Source organism: Nakamurella leprariae, from assembly GCF_016918035.1.
Classification (GTDB): domain Bacteria; phylum Actinomycetota; class Actinomycetes; order Mycobacteriales; family Nakamurellaceae; genus Nakamurella; species Nakamurella leprariae.
On sequence record NZ_JAERWK010000032.1, the window covers coordinates 1 to 19,781 of the forward strand.

A 19,781-nucleotide genomic window follows, 5' to 3' on the forward strand; every position below is an offset into this window, starting at 1 on the left:
CCCGTCGGCGACACCGCCGACACCAACCAGGAGGTGACCACGACCAACGACATCCCGGCGCTCAGCGCCTGACCCAGACCGAAGATCACGCGGTCGCCGTCACACACCACGCCGTCGGGCTTGACCCGTTTACCCCCAGGGCGGCGATGTACTGGCCCGCCTTCATGACGGCAACCGAGTCCTTCTCGACCGGCGGGAAGTTCTGGATGATCGTGACCCGCGAGTCATCGTCTGAACGCACATGCCCGAGGCCGGTGACACCGCCATCCGCGTAGGAATCGCCGCGGTGGGGATGATCCTGAACCGCCCTGGACTTGTTGGAGGGTTGGTGGTTACGCGACCGCCGGGCTCGGGGTCGTGGTCGTAGCCTGCCGGTGACGGTGTTCGAACTCAATCGGTGGCAGGTGCCCGATCGAGGAGTGCAGGCGCATTGTGTTGTACCAATGGACCCAGCGGGCGACCTGCCACTCGACGGCCCGCCGGTCGGTCCAGGTGCCGCGGCCCTGGTTGATGGCCTCGGTCTTGAACAGGCCGATGGTCGACTCGCACAGGGCGTTGTCCAGCGCATCGCCCACGGTGCCGATCGAGCCGGTGATCCCGGACTCGATGAGCTCGGCGGTGTAGGCCACCGACGTGTATTGCGACCCGGCATCCGAATGGTGCGTCAAACCGGTTGCACTCCAGACGACCTCGGCGCGATGCCGGACGTCCAGGGCCTGGCGCAGGGCATCGGTGACCATACTGGTGTGCTTGCTGGCGGCGACCCGCCAGCCCAGGATGCGCCGCGAGTGGACATCGACCACGAACGCCACGTACACCAACCCGGTCAGCGTCCACACGGAGGAGAAGTCGGCCACCCACAACTGGTCGGGACCGGTCGGCCGGTCCCAGCCCCGTTGCACCAGGTCCGGGTGCCGGGCCGCCCGGTCGTCCCGCTCGGTGGTGCGGGTGCGGTGCCGACCCCGGACCGCCCCGCTGATCCCGCCGATGGCCATCAACCGGCCGACCTGGTCCCGACCGACGTCCAGGCCGGCGCGGCGGGCGGCGTGCCAGAGCTTCCGGGCTCCGTAGACGCCCCAGTTGACCCGCCAGAGGTCGATCAGCGCGTTGACCAGGTACGCCTGCCGCAGCGTCGCCGCACTGACCGGGGCGGCCCTGCGGGCGTCGGTCGAGCTGTCCGCAACGGCCCGGTTCCGGACAGCCGGCGCAACTCGACCGACACGCCCGGTCAGGACTGTCCGGAAGCCGTGTCCGAAAGTTTCAGTGACCGCAACAGGCCGTCGGAGGCACATCCCGCGACCCGTGCTCAAAACCACCGGGTCGATCGCACCTGATGATCTCTGGAACCGCAGGACGCGGACGCCTCGCGCATGGTTGCTTCGCGACTCAAGCAGAGGCAACCCTCGCCCGGAGACTGCATGGAACAGCCGTAGACGATGCGGGTCGTGTCCGGGTTGAGGCCGCGGAGGTGCTCGAGCGAGATGGTGATCTTGGTGCGGACCATATGCGGCAGCAAACGAGCCGGCGACCACGGACCACGCCTGAGCCGGATGGGACGATCTTGCGATGACCAAGGGTCGACGCCAAGCTATGAAGAGCAACCCGCTGCGGCAACTGATCCGCTGGGAGGTCTACGCGGTCGTCACCGTTGTCAGTGCGGTGATGTCGGCCGTCTTTCTCTTCGCAGTGCCGCAACGCCCTGGCGTCAACGTCGTCGCAGTCATCTTCGCCGCGCTCGCGATCATTGCCTTGGTCTACTGGATCGTGCTGGGAGCCCGTGCTCGACGTCGCTGACGATCTAAGCAGGGCCGGCGTTAGAAGTGGGACGGTGCCGATCCAGCAGCAGCCTTGCATCGAACGATGCCAACCGAGGACTCTGTCGCCTGAGATGCTGCGGCGGTGGTGACAATGCTCGAGCTCATCCCAGCCCGGACGCCGATCACGGACTCCTCGCGGGCCGGCCTCTGTTGCGCCGGCGCTGGGAGTTCCGAGATCGATTGGTCGACATTCGGGATTGGGCAATCGACGGGTCCGCGAGTCCTGCGCTGTGCGGTGGTCTAACTTGTCTTCTGTACGTGGAGGTTGGGTATATAGCCAGACCCGATCGGACGGTTGTCCGCCGAGAGACCGTGCAGTTCGACGCGCGGCGATATGCGCCACCGTGCTTGTCGCTGCCGCCGCGCTGACTGGCTGCCGCTCCGACTCTGCGGAACCAACGTGTCCATCGGGAGGAGGGTTCACCGTCGGATTCGAGTCGCAGGCCCCAGGAGCCCCTCCCGTTGGCTTTGGTGCACCGCTGCAGGCTGTTCAAGCTGCCGACAGCTTGCCTCCGGGCTACGGGTCGGCAGACGAACCGTGGCAAGCGACGTCCAGCGACGACCGCCACGTCGAGTTCGAGAAAGGCGACGTCACGATCACCGTCACGCGATTGCCGGACGACAGCTGGGCGGTTCTATCGGGCACGTGCCATGGGGATTAGAGCCCGGCTTGCTGTGGCGCCGTCGGTCCGATGATGAATGAATCGCCCTGGGTCTGGTGGAGGGCCTGAAGCCACGGGAGAGTGGTTCGGTGCCAGCACTGAGGAAGTACCCGCAGGAGCTGCGTGATCGGGCGCAGCGGTTGGTGGTGGAGGCCCGGGAGCAGGACCCGGAGCTGTCGTTGAACCAGGCGGTGATCCGGATTGGTGAGCGGGTCGGGGTCGACCCGGACACGCTGCGCGGCTGGTGCAAGCAGGCCGCGATCGATCGCGGTGAGCGGCCCGGCACCAGCACCGATGACGCCAAGCGGATCAAGGACCTCGAGCAGGAGGTCCGGGAGCTCAAACGGGCGAATGAGATCTTATTGGCGGCGTCCTCGTTTTTCGCGCGGGAGCTCGACCCGCGACTGCCGTGGTAGTCGAGTTCATCGACTCCGTCCAGGCCCGGTTCGGGGTCGAGCCGATCTGCCAGGTGCTCACCGAGCACGGCGTGCCGATCGCCCCGTCGGGCTACTACGCGTTCAAGGGCCGCGCGGCCTCGGCCCGGGCCCGCCGCGATGAGTGGTTGACCGCCGAGATCATCCGGGTCTTCCACGACCGCAACTTGGGCCGCGGCCTGGCCGGTGCCCGCAAGATCTGGCGGCTGCTGAACCGGGACCTGGCCCGACAACGCCAGCAGCGCACCGTCGAGGCCGCTGTCGGGGGCACTGTCGAGACCGATCTGGGGTCGGTGGCCCGGTGCACCGTCGAGCGGTTGATGCGCCGTGCCGGGCTGTCTGGGGCCCGGCGCGGCATCCGGCCGGTCCGGACCACCCGGCCTGATGCCTCGGCGCCGCGGCCGCCGGACCTGATCGAGCGGAACTTCACCGCCCAGCGACCCAACGCGCTGTGGGTGGTGGACTTCACCGACGTGCCGACCTGGACCGGGATGGCGTTCACGGCGTTCGTCACTGACGTCTACTCCCGTCGCATCGTCGGGTGGCGCACCGCGACCCGGATGCCCACCGATCTGCCGTTGGACGCGTTGGAGATGGCGTTGTGGACCCGGCAGCGGCAGGGCGTCACCGACGACCACGGCCGCCTGCCGGGCCTGATTCAGCACAGCGACAACGGATCTCAGTACACGGCCATTCGGTACGCCGAGCGTCTGGCCGAGGCCGGCGCGCTGGCCTCGATCGGCACCGTCGGCGACTCCTACGACAACGCCATGGCCGAGTCGGTGATCGGCTTGTACAAGACCGAATGCGTCCGCCATGATGGCCCGTTCCGCACCGTCGACGACCTGGAGCTGGGCACCTTGAGCTGGGTGCACTGGTTCAACACCGCGCGGCTGCACTCGGCCCTGGACTACGCCACGCCCATCGACCACGAGCAGGCCTACTACCGTCACAACCAGCCCCCGCGGCAACCGCTGCCGGGAGTAACCGCCCTCCACTAAACCCGGGGCGATTCAGAATGAGGCTGTCAGGTCCAGAACCGGACGATTGCGGACGTCTGATGTCAACGGCGGTCGTGGTAGCCCTTCGACCGTTAGGTTCAGGCGGTGGACCGACGACTCAGTGGAGCGCTGGTGCTACTGGTTGCCGTGGTCGGCGTGGTGATCCTGTCGGGACTCACCGGCACTTCGACCGGTGGGAAGCCCATCGCAGAACCGATTGCGGCGCCACCGCATGTCGGTGACTGCGTCGCCGGGGCCGTCGACGCCCTCGGCATTACGACCACATCCAGCTCCGCCGTCCTGCCTGACTTGCCGACAAGCTCGTGCACCGGGGCCAGGGATGCCGAGGTGGTGCTGGTCATCGACGACTACGCCGCTGCCAGCGTCGTCGTTCCGAGCGAGGACGGCACGGTCCGACCGGGCCTGCGCGAGCAGTGCTCCCTGGCTGTGCTGACCTACCTCGGAGTCACCACCGACGCGACCGGCGACTGGTCGCCAAGCATCTCCTGGGGAGCCGGCCACATCGGACCCAGCCGCCGACAAGCCGACGCCGGCCAGACCTGGGCCGCCTGCGTGGCCTACGTCCCCAGTCCGAACGGACACCAGACCGAACCTCTGACCGGCTCCGTCCGCGACGTGATCCGGCACCGCACCCCGGACACCGCCCGCTTCGGAATCTGTCTCGATGCCCGCGACAAGACTCCCGTGAGCCGCACCCAACCGCACTCCGTTGAGGTCTTCGGCGGCACGGTCGTCCCTCTTGAAACCGACTCCTCAACGCTTGAGCGGTCCTGCCGCGAGCTCGTCAGCGCTGAGACCCTCATGCCCGATCCCACCGCCGGCGGAGCACTCATCATCGACGTCAACACCGACTCCGTCGGGTCCGCAACCCTCGAAGACGGAACTCCCGTACAGCCGGCGCAGTGCACTGTGCGGCCCACCGACGCCGGCCGGGTCCTCACCGCGTCGCTCCGCCAACTCGGAACGACCCCGCTGCCACTCGCTTGATGCACCGTCGTCCGTCTGGGGTGATCAGTGATGCACTGGAGCACCCAGGGCGTCGGCTCGCGTTTGGATGATGTGCACTCCTGCGGGGCTGCGGTGGCGCGTCAACGACGGCCGAAGGTGAGGGGTGGAAGACCATCAGCAGTGATCTGTCGCAGTCGACGTCCGGAGCGGGGCCAGCCCGTGCGCCGATCGGCACGGTGCTGTGGGTTGTTGTGGGAGGCCTGGCGGGGGTTCTGGCCATCTTTCCGTGGGAGTGGGTGTTTCTGACCATCTCCCACTATGTCGCGCCGGCCTCCGGGCCGGGACGGGTCTTCGGTCACGACGAGGACGAGGGTGGGCTCGCCGTCGTGCTCTCAGTGGTGTTCCTGGCGATCATGATCCCGGTGTTCTTCCTGATCGGCTTCGGCTTCCGACGGTTCGTTGCCGCCCGGGGACCGGTGTACTGGGGCACATCGGTCGGGCTGTTCGTGGGACCGGCCCTTGTCAATCTGATCGTGAAGTTGACCTGATCCCGACGGCTGCCTATGACGGCTGGAGCGGCGCAGTTCCCGTGTGACCGCGGCGCCAAAGAGTCCTCGGCGAGTGCTCGGCCAGCCGATCGGGTGAACCTCGTGGACGAGTGCAGCACGGTGGGCGTCGAGTTCCGTTGAAGCGGCGCGGCGTGCTGGCGGGCAGGACGGGCGTGGTCGTGCATGGGAAGGGAGCGTCATCGGTGACGTTCGAGGTGTTCCTCGATCGGTATCTGGACCGGTTGAGCGGGTACGCGCGGCTGTTGGAGGGCGACCGGCACGACGCCGAGGACCTGATCGCCGAGACGTTGTTGAAGGCGCAGCGGATTTGGTCGCGGATCGAGGTGATGGAGCATCCGTTGGCGTACGTGCGAGCGATGGTGTCCTCCCAGCACGCCGATCGGCACCGCAGCTGGTCGCCCGCCACGTCCAGGTCACCGCCGACCCCGACATCGCCGACGAGATCGCGGATCCGGCAGGGTTGATCGCCGACCGCGCCCAGGTCGAGACGCTCCTGCGGTCGCTGACCGCGCAGCAGCGGGCGGCGTTGGTGTTGCGGTACTGGTTCGATCTGGAGCACTCCGAGATCGCCGCCGAGCTGGGCGTCGCGCCGGGGACCGCGCGGTCCCTGGTGTCCCGCGGGCTGCAAGCGGCCCGCGCCCAGAACACCAAGCCGGAGGCCAGTCATGAGCGATGACCTGCGACACCATCTGGATGCCATCGCCGAGGACCGGCCGTCCGCCGACGCCATCCGCGCCCGGCTGGCCGCGGTGCCGCGACGCCGCACGTCACCCACGGCGCTCATCGGGGCGTCGATCGCCCTGGTCGCGGTGCTCGCCGTCGGCATCTGGTCGCTGACCTGGGCCATCCACTCCGGGACCCCGTCGCCCGCGTCCAGCGACACCAACAGCGGCGGAACAACTTCCGCCACCGCCATCCCCGCGCCGACTACGCCCGCGTCGGCTCCGTCGGAGGTGGACCTGCCACCGACTACTACACGGGCGTACTGCTTCCGCGACGCCGCCGATGTCGCGGCCGGCCCCCGTGATCAGCTGACCTCCTACGAGTCGACTTCGGTGACCTGGACGGCCAGCCACGGTCGCCCTACAACCTGGAGGAGTGGCAGGCGGCTTGCCGGGTCGGCATGGCCGGCGATCGCGGCTGGATCCAGCCGCAGGATCCGCTGGTCGGCTGCCTCACCGGCGACCAGCAGTTGTACATCGTTCCCGGCAGCGCCGACGGTGCCGTGTGCGCTGCCGCCGGCCTGCACGTGGTCGACTCGGACCTGCCGTTCGCCCCGACGGCTCCCGGCCCGACCGGACCGGTGGCCCCGCCGTCCATCACGGCACTGCCGGCCGGCACCACATCGGCGTCCTGCTTCAAGGACGCCGCCAGCACAGCAGCCGGACCGGACACCGGCGACGGCCGCCAGTCGTACGGCGTCACGCTGGCCTACAAGGCCGGCAAGCCGGCCGCCATGCTGACCATCCAGGATCTGCAGGACCTGTGCCGTCAGAGCATGACCGCCGAGCTTCACTGGATCGGCCCCGGCGATCCGCTGGTCGGCTGCCTGGGCGAGAACGACGACGTCTTCGTCATTCCGGGGACTTCCGACGGCGCGGTCTGCGCGAGCCTCGACCTGCCGCTCATCTCCGCCACAGCCCCGTACGGGACTGTCTCCGTCCCGAGCCCGGCGCCGGTGCCGGCCAGTGCCTGGGGCGCCATCTGCCACGCCAGCAGCGATCCGGCACGCTCCGACGAATCGGAGCTGTTCGAGTACGGCGACGCTCTGGGCACCTCGGGCCCGGGCACACCGACGCTCGAGCAGTTGCTCGACATCTGCCAGCAGACCATGGCGCGGAACGCCTGGCCTGCTGCCGGCAGCCCGTTGGTCGGGTGCCTGGATGCCAGCGGCATGATCAGGATCTACCCCGACGACGGCACCGGCAGCGGCATCTGCGCCGCGCTGGGACTTCCGCAGGTCGTGTCCTGGTGACCGCCTGCGCCAGCACGGGGATGCCGGTGATCCGGTGAGCGGTTCCCAGGACGCCCTGCCATCTGTCGCCGACAACGCCAAGGATCGCCGCCACGGTCGACGGTGGCGGGAGGTGGGCGTGACGATCGGGGCATTGGCCGTGACCGCCTGCCTGGTCTACGTCTTCATCGGGGTGCTGTCGATGCTGGCGCCGGTGTCCGGACCGCCAACCGATCCACCAGCTCTACCCGACGGACTACGAGTCATCGACAGCGACTCAGGGTGTGCCTCCGGTGGCTGCACCCGGTCTTGGACCATCGGCGGGAGTCCCGGCATGACGGCCGATGAGATCGTTCGAGCGCTCGACCAGCCTGAAAGCGATTGCGGACACCGCGGGTCCTTCGACTGGGGACGACGATGCACGGGCGTCGGCCGCGTCGGCGACACCGTCGACGGAACCGTGGTGCTGTGGGTGGAGGATCGTGATCCGGGCAAGTAGCCGTAGGCGACACTGCGATGGCAGCAACGATCGATCGACACTCGGAATGACCTCGCCCAATGGTCCACCGACAGGACAGGTCCGACAGGGCGGTCCGCGCATGGTGACGCCGGGCGCTTCAGGACCTCGGGTCGGTCGATCACATCGCTGGGCCGCAATCTTCGTGGCGGTGGCGACGCTGGCGTTCCTCTGGCAACTCGGCGGATCCGTCGCCGTCGTCGGCCCCGTCGTGCTTCCCCTGTGGGTCGTCAGCGGCGGTCTGTTGATCGCGGCCGCTGTGGCGCAGGTGCGCTCCTCGCGCCGTGCTCGGCGGTTGGGTCTGCCGCCGACCGCGAGCCTGACCATCGCGCTGGTGTCCGTCCTGGTCGGGTTCGGGGTGTTGGGGGTGTGGTTCTTCGCGATCGGGGACGAGTACTCGGTCGGTCCGTCCGGCGACGACGGCTGCCGGGTGGTGGTCAAGGAGAACGGGTTCCTGGACACCTTCGTGACGACGTACCACGCGACCGGGTGGGTGACACTGGCCGGTCAGGCCGACCACGCGATGATCTACGGCCGGGTGATCCTCGATCACAGTCGGTTCTGACGCAACGGCTGCGCGACCTCGTTCATCGGCTACGCCCGGGACTCGACCATCGATCAGGACGCGGTACTGCAGCCGGATCCCTCGGCCGCCGACGGCTCGGTACCGCTGAGCCCACCGCCCGTCGCAACGCAACGAGCACAACCGGGCACACTGGCCGTTCCTTCACGGCGGGAACCGCGCGCGGTCGCCGATGAACCGGGGAGTGCAGGTGTCGTGTGGTCGAGGGCACCAATCAAACAAACGTTCGACACCTGGCATGAGCTAGCTTGTCGGCACGGTACTCGATGGATCGCGGCGACCGCGCCGGGCGGGTCCACCCGGCGACGGACTGTCCCGGCCACGTCGCCATTACCTCGGCACGATCGACGGCCAGTGACACATCCCGGAAGCCTCCGCAGTCGACGCCCCTATCCACGTCGTACCCAATACCAGACTTGATCCGACCCGCTCCTGCGCCACTGCTGGTCCGCCGCCTGCCCGCAGCAAGACGCTCCACGTGCGCAGCGTGCCGATCAGTGGACGAACTCGAGCCGGTCCAGCGCGCGGAGCAGCCTACACAGACCGGCAGGCCGCCCGCGTGCTGGCCGAGCTTTGTCAACACGCACCCGGTCCGAAGATCGGTTGATCGAATCCTAAACGTTACACGACATAGTTAGCATCGGTCGAATGGTTGTGTACCCTCTCCCGAGGTCGCGCCCGTCGGTGGTGGATTGTGCTGCCGCTGTGGGCGATCCCGGACGAACTTGCGGAGAGCGCTCCGAGCGGAGTGCACTCTATTCATCACAGCCGGCGGCGGTCATCAAGGCCGTCTCCTCAGCGTTGAGGGAGCTTGATTCGTGAAACGCCGCAAGACGCTTCACCGGTGGACGACGGTCGTAGCAGGAGCACTCACCCTGCTCGCTGCAGTGCCTGCGAATGCCGCTTCGAAGCCAGTGTCGACGTACGACTCGACCACGGCTCGACCAATCGACCGCAGCAACGTGGACCTCGTCGCTGAACTTCAACCATTGGAGAAGTGTCTTTACGAGTTTGGGGTGTACCCCGCCGGTGGCGTCGGATACAAGGACAGCTCGTTGCCGTACGATCACTACACACCCTTACAAGCGAGCGTTCTCACGCTACGCGCCCAGATCATGCGCAACAACGTCGACACTGTAGCTGGAATCTTGATCGACAGTGATGGTCAAGGCGTGAGTAGTATGCAAGTCGCGGTCAGCTCTAGGACGACCGACTCGCAACCCTCGATCGCAGAGCTTGTCGTCAACGACCCGATCGCGTCCGCGGCGTACGATTACGTCAAGGGCGCCGCTATCTCAGTCGGCGCACTCCGAATCGACGCTGCGCCCCTGCGACAGCAATGCACCATCCGCGAAGAGTTCCATTCCCTAAGAGGTGTGGATGGCCGCCCGGTGACGGTTTACACGTCTCCCTCTCCTGGGTCGGGCAAGATGAACGTTGTAACGACACCACACTACGAGGAACCTGTCCGACAGCTAGCGAAGCGCTTCGCGTCTGACGTGGCCATTGCTATCGATAGCATCGAGGATGCCGGCCGACACGACGACTTTGCACCATGGTATGGCGGGCTCCGGGTGAATGACGGAATGGGAAACTGTAGCACTTCTTTCCGTGTAAACGTCAGCTCGGTGATCACTGCGGACCACTGCGCCGGGTCAGGGCCGTACGGCCTGAATTTCGTGAACAATGGGTCCAACGTCGGCTGGGCCTCGAACAGCCTCAAGGCGGCGAACGTAGACGCCAAGGTGCTCACTGGCTCGACCTACGATAACAAGATCTGGACCGGCCCAGTCGACAATACGACCACGTTCATCAAAGCGGAGGGAATATACCCTTACGCACTTGCGCCAGCAAACGGGCAGTTCCTGATCTCCGGCGCACAGACCGGCCAAGGCGCATTGACCTACCAAGGTATCTATAACAACGCGGGAACCGCATGTCTCAGTTCTTCCTGGGGCTACGGTTGTCAGCTCCTGGAGCTGAACGCCGTGGGAACGATATGCCATCGTGGTGATAGTGGGGGTCCCGTCGGTCAGTATGATCCGATCAACTCCCGGGTTGTCGCGCTCGGTGTCGTAAAGGCTGTGCTTGGTGATCAGTTTTCGTCGCACAAGTGCCTGATCACCAACATTGAAGCCATCAGCTTTCTCTACGGAGGGGCGACCATTGGCTGACTCGCCACGGCATCGGGAGCGCTGGGCGTGGCTAGCCGCTACAATGCTTCTTGGCTTGCCAGTATCCGCTTGTGGTATGTCGGCAATGAGTGCATCATCGTCCGGACCAGTGTCCGCCGATAGCGGATCGGGGGGTACCGCTGTCAAGTCAATCGCCTTCACCCATGGGGATGTCGATTCATCGACCCGAATTCCTACAGCTCGTGGTGTGCCAGTCCAGGACCCCCGGGCAGTGCTTTCCAGTGACGGGAATCACCTGTCGCTCGAGTTTTCCGAGTTCTATTATTGCTCGACCGAACCGACGAGCGCTCGCCTTGAGGGGCGAGTGCTGTGGGTTGACTATTCATGGGTCACGCCGCCAACAGATGGGGCGTGTGATGCCGCGGGTCGGTTTGTGCAGACGGACTTCGAGTTCCCGTCGCCGGTGAGGTCGGAGTCGATCGAAGTAGTTGTCGAGCACCCTAACCTCGGCAAATTCACTGTCATTGCAGACTCGCGATGATGCGGTTCGCCCTAAGAAGGGCGCAGGCCAGTGGTCAACACGTCAGAATCGACACCGAAGACGAGCGCCAGGCGACGGCATCGACGGCCGTGGCGTGCGCAGCCGTCGGTCCTTGTCGGAAATGGTCCCCGACTGACTCGTGGCGGCGAGCTACAGCTAGACGGTATGGGGGTCAAGGCCGAAAGCCCTGACCCCCATACCGTCGAGAGTGAGCCCGGTCAAATTCGGGTAGCCCGGTGAGCAGCGCTGACCGCCTGGCGGCGGCGGCCGCCGACCGTAGCGCCCGGACGCTACAGCGAGTCCACACCGCGCTGGCCGAGCTGGCCCGCGCCGGGCAGCCGATCACGGTGGTGGCGCTGGCCCGCCACGCCCAGGTGTCCCGTTCTTGGCTCTACACCCCGCCCGAGCTGCTGGCCGACCTGGCCCGCACACCGGCGCCACCGCCGCCGGCGGCGGCGCCGGCCGAGGAAGGTACAGCGAACAGGGCGTGCTGCATTGACTGTCGCTGGCGCACGCCCAGAACCGGTCGTTGACCGTGGAGATCACCGAGCTCCGCACGCAGATCGCTGTCCTCTACGGCGAGCTGCGGACGCTGCGGGTGGTGGCATCGTCCGGCTGATCACCCGGACCGCCCCGGAAGTGCTCCAGCCGGGAACCGGACTGTCGGGCCGACCGATCCCGGTCGCTTAGGGGGCGGTCGGCGTTTCCTGATGAAGGCGGGTTCGGGATTGACGCACCCCGACCGAGGCCTTCGCCGCTCGCCTGACATCCTGGACGGAGTCGCTGTGACGACGACCGCACCGACCGCCCAGGCCGTTGACCGCTCGACTTGGGTCGCCTTGAGGTGCAGCACGGTCGTCAGGGCGGCCAGTCCGGTCCCCGTCAAACTCGGGTCGAGCATCGACCAGGTGGGTAGGTTCGCGCTGTGTTCGCGGTTCGGGTCCATGGGTTCGGCGGGCCGGCTGCGCTGCGCGTCGATGAGGTCGACGAGCCCGAGGTCGGTCCCGGTGAGGTCCTGCTCGAGGTGGATGCCGCGGGGGTCAACTTCGGTGATCTGCTGGTCCGTCAGGGGACGTACTTCGGTCGCATGACGCTGCCGATCATTCCTGGCTGGGAAGTCGTCGGCCGAGTCATCGACCCATCAGACTCCGGGTTGTGCGTCGGCACCCGCGTCGCGGCGCTGGTCGCCAGCGGCGGGTACGCGCAGCGGGTCGCGGCGCCGCTGAAGAACGTCGTGCCCCTGACCGATGACATCGGCGATCACGTGGCCCTGGCCATGGTGATCCAAGGGTCGACCGCATGGCACCTCCTGGAAACGCCGAGGACGGTCGGCGCCGGAGACGTCGTACTGGTCAGCGGCGGCGGCAGCGGGGTGACGCACCTGGTCCTCCAGTTGGCCCGAGCTCGCGGCGTCGAGCGGCTCGTGGTGGTGTGCAGCAGCCAGGCCAAGGCTGCGACGGTCCGCGCTCTGGGAGCTCAGACGGTCGTGATCACCGGGCAGGACGACCCAGTCATGACGTTGACCACGCAGATCGGCACGGCGACCGTGGACCACGTCATCGACATGGTCGGCACCCCCGTGCTGGAGGCCATGCTGCGGTGCCTGCGCCCTGGCGGCCGGGCAGTGGTCTACGGCGTGGCGGGCGGGGCGCCGGCCACGATCAGTTCCGGTGCGCTGATCCGCTTCGGGTGGACCGTGGCCGGCCTGTGGCTCGGTCACGACGGCACCGAACCGCTCGGTCCGACCCTCGCCCGGCTCATCGCGCTGCACCGTCGCGGCAGATTGCAACCCACGCTGGGACCGGTCCTGCCGTTGGCGGACGCAGGCCGAGCGCACGAGATGGTCGCCGCTCGAACGGGCGTCGGAAAGATCATGCTCATCTGCCGCTAGGAGCCAGCGAGGATCCGGACACCGCTGCGATCGGTCTTGCCGGTGGCCGTGCGCGGGAGGTCCTCGACCACGATCCATCGCTTGGGGATCTTGTACCCGGCGACGCGAGGACGCAGGAACGCGGACACGTCCTCCGCGTCGAACCCGACACCCGGTGCCGGCACCACGCACGCCACGAGCTCCTCGCCCCAGTACGGGTGCGGGACACCGACGACTGCGGACCCGGCCAGGTCGGGATGGTCGGACAAGGCGATCTCGATCTCCTCCGGATGCACGTTCTTGCCGCCGGTGATCACCAGGTTCGACGCGCGACCGCGCAGCGACAGAGCGCCGTCGGAGCGGATCGAGCCGACATCGCCCACGGTGATGAATCCGTCGGCGGGAATCCCCGCGACCAGCGCGCCAGCCTCCAGGTAGCCCTCGAACAGGTAGCGACTACGGACATACACCAGCCCGTGTCCGGGCTCGTCATCCGGCCGGGGGCGGATGTCGAGCTCGACGCCGGGGAACGGCAGCCCCACGCATCCCGGGTCCTCGGCCACCGGGCCATGTCGGTTCACCGTGATGAAGCTCGTCTCCGATGCCCCGTACAGCTCGAAGATCCTGGCCTGTGGGAACAGTCGGGCCGCAGCAGCCAGGTGATGAGGTTCCAACTTGGCCCCGGACACCACGACCGTCCGGACCCGGCCCAGCGGCGGGATGCCAGCGCCGTGCAACGCCGTGATCATGGTCGGGACCAGGTACAGCACTCCAGCCCGGACGTCTGCCAGATCAGCGGCAAGACGGATGGGATCGAACCGCTCGTACACCCGCAGCGGCGCGCCCTGACTCCAACCCAGCATCGCCCCGAACAGGAAGTGCGAATGCTGCAGATGCCCCGGAAGGACCACCTCAACCTCCCGGCAGACACCGAACAGGTCTGCCGCAGCGGCGAAACTCGACGTCCACGAACTCTGCCGACGAGCGAACGGCTTCGGGCGACCGCTGGATCCCGACGTGAACCCGATGAAGAACAACGCATCTGAGGACTCGACGGCATCCGCACTCAGATCCGCCGCGGCGGCGTCCGGGACGTCGACCACTGGAGGACGAACGACCCGCACACCGCTCGGGAGTGCCCCTCGATGGGTGACGACGTCGCCAATGCCCGCGTCAGCCAGAGCAGCCACGAGTTCGGTCTCACTCCAGTCATGGTGCAGGGCGCACACCGGGCGATCCGTGGTCGCGGCAGCGATCATCACCGTCAGGAACTCGACCCCCGTGGTACCCAGAACCCCGACCGGACCGGTCGTCCGCCGCAGCGTCTCCGCGAAGCCCGCCGCGGCGTGAGCCACCATCCGCCACGACAGCGTCGCCCCAAGGTCGTCGACCAGCGCGCCGCGGGACACATCGTCCCCGAACCCAGCCCCCAGCGCCGCAACCAGCGATTCCACCGCTACACCTCCCGGGTCCGGATGACCCGGACCACCGTCGCTTCCAGAGCTCGACGAGCCGTGCTGGACCCCGCCGGGACGGCCAAGCTGGTCCGCCGTCTCAAGGCGATCGCTGACTCCACACACCTGGCGCTGTCGATGTTGTCCGTCAGTCTCGCATCGCCTCGATCTTCACGTCGCCGGCGGTTGCATCCTCCGGTCGGGGCGCCGAAAGGCTCCTCGGACGATGCGGGTGATCGCTCGGCTGCTCGACGTTGGCAGTCGGCAGCACTGGTGGCCGGCCGGGGCGGTGCGCAGGACCAAGATCGCGGTGTTGGTCGCTCTTCAGCCGCCGACGTCGGAACTGCGGGCGTCGTCGGAGTACCTCCACGTTGTGTTCGCACCCCGGCCCGGCCCGCTGGCAAGGCTGACGGTGGCTGCGCAAGCATGTCTTCCTCGGTCGTCGATGATCGACTCGGGATGCGAGTGATCAGGGCTCGGTGTGCCTTCGCTCGGCCGCCCAGGTGCTGATGGGTGCGGTGACCAGCGTGAAGATCAAGGCGAGGGCGGCGACGCCGAGCAGTGCGCCGCGCAGGTCGAAGCGCTCGGCGAGGAGTCCCACGTAGGCCGGGCCGAGCAGGAAGCCCAGGTAGGCGGTGGCGGCGACGGCGGAGGTGGCTCGGCCCTGCTGGGCGGGTTCGGTGCCGCGAAGGGTGCGGCTGAGCAGTGTGGGGAACAGCGTCGCGGTGCCCATGGCGGCGATCACCAGCCCCATCAGGGCGATGGTGACCGAGGAGGCAGTGGACAGCAGTGCGCTGCCCGCGGTCGCCAGGACGCCGCCGCCGAGCAGCATCGCGGTGGGGTGACTGTGGGAGAGTGGCGCCAGGGTCAGCCGCGCGAGCGCGGCGGCGGCTGCGAAAGCCGCCGGCGCCGCGGCCGCCAGCTGGGGTGAGGCGTCGAAGACGTCGGTGAGCATCACCGCTCCCCAGCTCTGGTGGGCGTTCTCGATGGCGTAGGCCACGGCGGCCACCAGTCCCACGACGAGCAGGGAAGCGCTCGGGCTGTTCCGGCGCAGCAGGCCGGTGAACCTGCGGACGCCGCGGGCTGAGCCGGCGCTGGTGTCCGCAGCTGCGCCGCGCTCCCGACGGGTCGCGGCATCGCCTTGATCACCGGGCAGCTGCAGCGAGGCACTCGTCCGCCCGACCGCAGTGGCCAGCCCGCACATCACCGCCGCAACCACGGCAAAGGCTCCCACCAATGACACTCCCGCTCCGAGCAACGCTCCGGTGGACAGGCTGGCGAGGACCACGCCGACGGAGAACACGCCTGCGGATCGGGTGAGCAGCGGCTTGTCGGTGATGTGCTCGGCGCGCACGGCGACGGTGTTGATGGCGACGTCCGCGGCTCCGGAGGCGGCCCCCGTCAGGAGCATCCCGACGATCAGCAGCACCACCCCGTTGGCACCGGCGGTGATGACCAGGCCGGCCCCGGCCAGTGTTGCCAGCAGCCATGCCGCCACACGGAGCCCGTACCGGTCGACCACGCGTCCGGTGAGCGCCATCGCGGGCAGTGCTCCCAGGCCGACGAAGAGCAGGGCGGTGCCCAGCTGGCCCTCGCTGACCCCGGCTTGGGTGCGCAGGGTGGGTAAGGCGGCGCCCCAGGCACCCCAGAAGATCCCGAATGCGGTGAACGCCGCATAGGGCGCCAGGTGGACCCGGGCGCCGACCCCGGCAGCGGGTGGGCGGGACGTCGAAGCGCTCGCGTTGCTGCGCATCACGTGAGTCCGTGCTCGCCGTGGACGGTGATCTGCTCGCCGGTGATGAAGGCGCCGCCTGCGAAGGTCAGCCACCCCGTCCCGAAGGCCACCGTCGCGGAAGTGCGCAGTTGACGGAGCGGCACCCGGTCGGTCCATCCCACGAGAAATCCAGGGGCGAGACCGGCGTGACGTTGGGCGGGGATGCGTCCCGGCACGACCGCGTTGACGGTGTTGCGCTCCGGTGCCGGCTCGCGAGCCCAGGTGAAGGCGAGGGTGAGCTGGGCGGCCGCGGCCGCCGAACAGGCCGACCACCTCACGTCCGTGCGCTGAGTCAGGTCCGACCCCATCATGACCACGCGTCCGCCGCCGGCCGCGCGCACGCTCGGCAGCGACGCTTGCGGCAGCGGACTCAGGATGGAGACGGGGAGATCTCTCGTTTCGCAATTCACGAATGTAACGATACACAGATAGGGTGTTGCGATGCCTCCCTCCGCTCGCCGGCGTCCCACCGTCAAGGACGTCGCCCGGCATGCGGGGGTGGCGCCGATGACGGTCTCGTACGCCTTCAACCAGCCGGCGCGGGTCGCGAAGGCCACCCGGACCCGGGTGCTGGACGCCGCGGCACAACTGGGCTATCGCCCGGACAGCACCGCCCGCGCCCTGCGTTCGGGGCGGACCCAGCAGTTGGGGGTGGTGGTCGGAGAGCACCTGTCGTACCTGTTCGACGATCCGCAGGCGGCGCAGTTCTTGGCCGGGATCACCGATGTCAGCGTGGACGAGGATTTCGGTGTGGTGCTGATCCCCACCCGGGGGGATGCCTCTGACGTGGACCGGGTGCTGGCTGCGGCGGTGGACGGATACGTGCTGTGGACCACGGTGGCCGACGACCCGGTGCTGGCCGCCGTCGCGCGCAGCGGGCGACCGGCTGCCATCCAGGGCGGCCCCGCCCACCGGGGGCTGGTGTGCATCGGACCCGATGACCGTGCGGCGGCAGCAGCGGTCGCGTCGGCCACGCCACTGGACCAAGCGACCCCCGTCGTCATCAGCTTCCCCCTGGACCGGCGACGCGCCGACGGCGTTCTTCGGGGCCGCGACCTACCCGCCGACCTGATGGACCTTGAGGCGGTCCCCTTCCCCGTCACCGGCGCACGACTGGCCGGCTATCGCGATGCGTTGATCGAAGCCGGCTGGCTCTGGGACGACGTGCGGATCGCCGTGGTGCAGCGCAACCAGCGCAAGCTGGGAGAGGCCGCCGCTGCAGCGCTGCTGCAGACATTGCCAGGTGCCGGCCCCGTCGTGGTGCTGGCGATGAGCGATGAGCTGGCGCTGGGTGCCCACTCGACCCTGAGCCGCAGCAGGCAGGACGGCGTGCTCACCGGCTGGGACGGCTCCGCGGAGGCCGCTGCCGCTGGCATCTTGTCCGTGGCGGCTTCACTGCGTGAGCAGGGCCGGGCGTGCGCCCGAGCGGCCATCTCAGGCAAGGTCGAGCGACACCAGGTGCACTGGGCGGTGGTCGCACCCGCAGGACGGCCCGCCGATGACCGGAATTCTTGACCGTGTCCGGTCCGACGCCAGAGCGTCCGGTCCATGTCATGGTGTCGGGTCAGGTGCTGGCCCGGAACAGCGTGTGTCGCTGGTGGCCTGTGGCAAATGACGTGGCTAGGAGGCCCGGCTCAGCCTGGAGCCGACGGCGGCTTTGGCCAGGGCGATGACGGCGGTGATGACCAGCGTGATCTGTTGGCCGTGCGGGATGTGGTGGTCAGCGCACCGAACGCCGCGAAGCGTGGACGCCAGCGACCGGTCGTCGTGTGCTGCACACTCTGGAGGCGGCGCCGGAGCGTCCGGCAGCACGCTTCCCAGCTCCGCGGTGGTGGGCGGCATGAACAGCGGTCCGGTCAGGCCTACGGGACCACCTGAAAGGCCAGCACCCACACCACGCCGGTCATCGAGGCCCTCGGTTGTCAGTCCCGACGGTCAGTGGCGCAAGTGCTGTCGTGAGTTGGCGTAGCCGCGGGCGCGGCCGCTGGGCACGGTCGCCGTGGGCGAACCGGCTTTGTGGCCGCCCGGTCCGTAGCCGACGGGTGAGTTCCCGTGCCAGGCCGCCCTTTCCGCCGTGATCGAGCGCCTGGTAGATCGTCTCGTGGCGCACGTGCCAGGCCGGCCGGTCCGGGAACTGCCGACGCAGCCAGGCGGCGATCTGCTGTGGGCTCCACTCCAGGCGCAGCGTGTCCTGGATGGCCGCGCGCAACTCGGGGGTCCTGCCCGATCCGGCCGGTTCGCGGCCGCCCGGCCCGGCCCCAGGCCCGGCCGTGCGCGAGTACCGGGTCGTAGCGTTGCTGGTCGTACGGCCGCATGGTGCGGCGGACCGCCCGAGAGATCGTCGACGGCGCTCGCCCGAGCCGACGGGCTTGACCGGCTGGGCCGACTGGTACAACAACCGCCGCCTGCACGGCACCCTTCGGATGATGACCTTAGTGGTTCGAGCAAGCCCACTACGCGACCCTGAACCCAGAGCCGCGCCCCGTACAAGAGCGGCGGAGAACCTGGGGCGCTTCAGGACGGCTGACATGCCCCCGCCAATTGCACCGAAAAAGCGACAGTCCCAGGTCATTGTCCCGGCAGTAATGCCGGACTGATGTTCAGGCGAAGGTCGATGTCGTGGGCTGTCATGGGATGGCCGTGCAACATGCCCTGTTGCAGCCCGCATCCGGCGTTGTTGAGCCAGCGGGCCTGCTGTGGGGTCTCGACTCCTTCGCTGATGACCTGCAGTCCCAGCTTGTCCGCAATCACCAGGGCGGCTTCGACCAGGGCGCAGGAACGTTGGTTGCTGGGCAGTCCGGACACCAGGCTGCGGTCGATCTTGACGTAGGAGACGGGCAGGCTGACCAGCCGGTACAGCGACGAGTAACCCGTGCCGAAGTCGTCGATGGCCAGAGAATGTCCCGACGCCTCGTAGTCGGCCAGGGTGTCAGCCAAGCGGGAGTCGGCGAGGTGGATCTCGGTGATTTCCAGGCCCAGCCGGTCCGGGGTCAGACCGTGTCGATGCAGTGACCGGGCGATGGATCCGCGGAGGTCGGCGTCAAGAACCTCCTGTGGGCTGAGATTGCAGAACACCAACGCCGGCGCCGACGTCGGGTACTGCTCGAGCCACCGGGCGAGCTGGGCGAGCGCCTGGTAGATCACCCAGTGCCCGATACTCACCATCGCACCCGAGGCGATGGCCAACGCGATGAACTCCCCAGCCACCAGCAAGCCACGCTCAGGGTGGCGCCAACGCAGCAACGCTTCAACGGCGACGACCGAGCCGTTGGGCCGGGTGATCGGCTGGTAGAACACTTCGAGTTCGCCGCGAGGCAGCGCTTCGAGCAGGTGTCAACGGATCTTGAAAATCAACCCCGCTGGGTTCCGGGAAAGTTGACCCCCGGGCGGTTGGTCAGTCCCGGTTCGCCCGGTTCTGTTTGGCCAGCAGTTCGCGGCGTTGGCGGGTGCGGTAGGAGTCGCCGGTGAGGGTGAGGACCTCGGCGTGGTGGACGAGGCGGT

At 68.1% G+C, this 19,781-nt stretch carries 18 protein-coding genes, 2 pseudogenes and 1 other annotated feature; of the genes and pseudogenes, 13 read left to right on the plus strand and 7 right to left on the minus strand.

The features are described from left to right. Positions 1-332 precede the first annotated feature (332 nt). The gene (locus tag JL106_RS20265) at positions 333-1,292 is read right to left on the minus strand and encodes an IS3 family transposase (protein ID WP_205262593.1); all 960 of its coding nucleotides are present in this window, start codon (positions 1,290-1,292) and stop codon (positions 333-335) included. 274 nt (positions 1,293-1,566) lie between these two features. On the opposite strand from JL106_RS20265, the gene JL106_RS20270 reads away from it, so the two are divergent. The 12 genes from JL106_RS20270 (at position 1,567) to JL106_RS20325 (ending at position 13,073) form a co-directional block, all read left to right on the plus strand. Further along, positions 1,567-1,794, plus strand: coding sequence for a hypothetical protein (locus tag JL106_RS20270; protein WP_205262594.1), 228 nt, complete (start codon positions 1,567-1,569; stop codon positions 1,792-1,794). A gap of 774 nt (positions 1,795-2,568) precedes the next feature. Next, positions 2,569-3,914 (plus strand): IS3 family transposase gene (locus tag JL106_RS20275; protein ID WP_328842614.1). Its coding sequence is split into 2 segments (ribosomal slippage): positions 2,569-2,860 and positions 2,860-3,914, totalling 1,347 coding nucleotides; the frame shifts between segments, so codons are not numbered across the junction. Further along, positions 2,853-2,981, plus strand: a sequence feature (AL1L pseudoknot). Its footprint overlaps the gene before it by 129 nt. Positions 3,915-4,046: 132 nt before the next feature. Beyond that, complete coding sequence (locus JL106_RS20280; protein ID WP_205262595.1) at positions 4,047-4,922, plus strand: septum formation family protein; 876 nt, start codon at positions 4,047-4,049, stop codon at positions 4,920-4,922. A gap of 197 nt (positions 4,923-5,119) precedes the next feature. Further along, positions 5,120-5,431: a hypothetical protein gene (locus JL106_RS20285; RefSeq protein WP_205262596.1), complete on the plus strand. Its 312-nt coding sequence runs from the start codon at positions 5,120-5,122 to the stop codon at positions 5,429-5,431. 203 nt (positions 5,432-5,634) lie between these two features. Next, complete coding sequence (locus JL106_RS21800; protein ID WP_205262597.1) at positions 5,635-5,916, plus strand: RNA polymerase sigma factor; 282 nt, start codon at positions 5,635-5,637, stop codon at positions 5,914-5,916. Further along, positions 5,913-6,128 carry an RNA polymerase sigma factor gene (locus tag JL106_RS20295; protein WP_205262598.1) on the plus strand — a complete coding sequence of 72 codons (216 nt, stop codon included), beginning with the start codon at positions 5,913-5,915 and terminating at the stop codon, positions 6,126-6,128. The genes JL106_RS21800 and JL106_RS20295 overlap by 4 nt, the downstream gene beginning before the upstream one ends. A gap of 447 nt (positions 6,129-6,575) precedes the next feature. Next, positions 6,576-7,427: a hypothetical protein gene (locus tag JL106_RS20300; protein WP_205262599.1), complete on the plus strand. Its 852-nt coding sequence runs from the start codon at positions 6,576-6,578 to the stop codon at positions 7,425-7,427. A 34-nt stretch (positions 7,428-7,461) separates the two neighbouring features. After that, on the plus strand, positions 7,462-7,905 hold the full coding sequence (locus JL106_RS20305) for a hypothetical protein (protein ID WP_205262600.1): 444 nt from the start codon (positions 7,462-7,464) through the stop codon (positions 7,903-7,905). Positions 7,906-8,074: 169 nt separating this feature from the next. Further along, a complete protein-coding gene (locus JL106_RS20310; RefSeq protein WP_205262601.1) occupies positions 8,075-8,488 on the plus strand; it encodes a hypothetical protein in 414 nt (137 codons plus the stop codon). An 836-nt stretch (positions 8,489-9,324) separates the two neighbouring features. Further along, positions 9,325-10,680: a hypothetical protein gene (locus JL106_RS20315; protein WP_205262602.1), complete on the plus strand. Its 1,356-nt coding sequence runs from the start codon at positions 9,325-9,327 to the stop codon at positions 10,678-10,680. A gap of 738 nt (positions 10,681-11,418) precedes the next feature. After that, positions 11,419-11,715, plus strand: coding sequence for a DUF6262 family protein (locus JL106_RS20320; RefSeq protein WP_205262603.1), 297 nt, complete (start codon positions 11,419-11,421; stop codon positions 11,713-11,715). A 392-nt stretch (positions 11,716-12,107) separates the two neighbouring features. Beyond that, positions 12,108-13,073: a quinone oxidoreductase family protein gene (locus JL106_RS20325; RefSeq protein WP_205262604.1), complete on the plus strand. Its 966-nt coding sequence runs from the start codon at positions 12,108-12,110 to the stop codon at positions 13,071-13,073. Here JL106_RS20325 and JL106_RS20330 read toward each other — a convergent pair. From JL106_RS20330 to JL106_RS20340, 3 genes are all read right to left on the minus strand, one after another. After that, positions 13,070-14,506 carry an AMP-binding protein gene (locus JL106_RS20330; RefSeq protein WP_205262605.1) on the minus strand — a complete coding sequence of 479 codons (1,437 nt, stop codon included), beginning with the start codon at positions 14,504-14,506 and terminating at the stop codon, positions 13,070-13,072. The two genes, JL106_RS20325 and JL106_RS20330, sit on opposite strands and share 4 nt — an antisense overlap. A 469-nt stretch (positions 14,507-14,975) precedes the next feature. Beyond that, positions 14,976-16,259 carry an MFS transporter gene (locus JL106_RS20335; RefSeq protein ID WP_205262606.1) on the minus strand — a complete coding sequence of 428 codons (1,284 nt, stop codon included), beginning with the start codon at positions 16,257-16,259 and terminating at the stop codon, positions 14,976-14,978. Next, on the minus strand, positions 16,259-16,837 hold the full coding sequence (locus JL106_RS20340; RefSeq protein WP_328842615.1) for an SDR family oxidoreductase: 579 nt from the start codon (positions 16,835-16,837) through the stop codon (positions 16,259-16,261). Before JL106_RS20340 ends, JL106_RS20335 begins: the two co-directional genes overlap by 1 nt. Between JL106_RS20340 and JL106_RS20345 the strand changes: the two genes are divergently transcribed. Next, entirely contained in the window at positions 16,722-17,795 is a 1,074-nt protein-coding gene (locus JL106_RS20345) for a LacI family DNA-binding transcriptional regulator (RefSeq protein ID WP_205262608.1), read from the plus strand. The two genes, JL106_RS20340 and JL106_RS20345, sit on opposite strands and share 116 nt — an antisense overlap. Before the next feature lie 502 nt (positions 17,796-18,297). On the opposite strand, the pseudogene JL106_RS22660 reads toward JL106_RS20345, so the two are convergent. From JL106_RS22660 to JL106_RS22645, 3 genes and pseudogenes are all read right to left on the minus strand, one after another. After that, positions 18,298-18,649, minus strand: a pseudogene (locus JL106_RS22660) (transposase); the annotation flags it as partial. A gap of 199 nt (positions 18,650-18,848) precedes the next feature. Continuing rightward, positions 18,849-19,610: an EAL domain-containing protein gene (locus JL106_RS20350; protein WP_328842617.1), complete on the minus strand. Its 762-nt coding sequence runs from the start codon at positions 19,608-19,610 to the stop codon at positions 18,849-18,851. A 64-nt stretch (positions 19,611-19,674) separates the two neighbouring features. Further along, positions 19,675-19,781, minus strand: a pseudogene (locus JL106_RS22645) (AAA family ATPase); the annotation flags it as partial.

What these genes read in the sequence shown, in the direction of transcription:
- JL106_RS20265 (WP_205262593.1), bottom strand. Translation starts at nt 1,292, where the DNA reads ATGTGCCTCCGACGGCCTGTTGCGGTCACTGAAACTTTCGGACACGGC.
- JL106_RS20270 (WP_205262594.1), top strand. Translation starts at nt 1,567, where the DNA reads ATGACCAAGGGTCGACGCCAAGCTATGAAGAGCAACCCGCTGCGGCAA.
- JL106_RS20300 (WP_205262599.1), top strand. Translation starts at nt 6,576, where the DNA reads ATGGCCGGCGATCGCGGCTGGATCCAGCCGCAGGATCCGCTGGTCGGC.
- JL106_RS20335 (WP_205262606.1), bottom strand. Translation starts at nt 16,259, where the DNA reads ATGCGCAGCAACGCGAGCGCTTCGACGTCCCGCCCACCCGCTGCCGGG.
- JL106_RS20345 (WP_205262608.1), top strand. Translation starts at nt 16,722, where the DNA reads ATGCCTCCCTCCGCTCGCCGGCGTCCCACCGTCAAGGACGTCGCCCGG.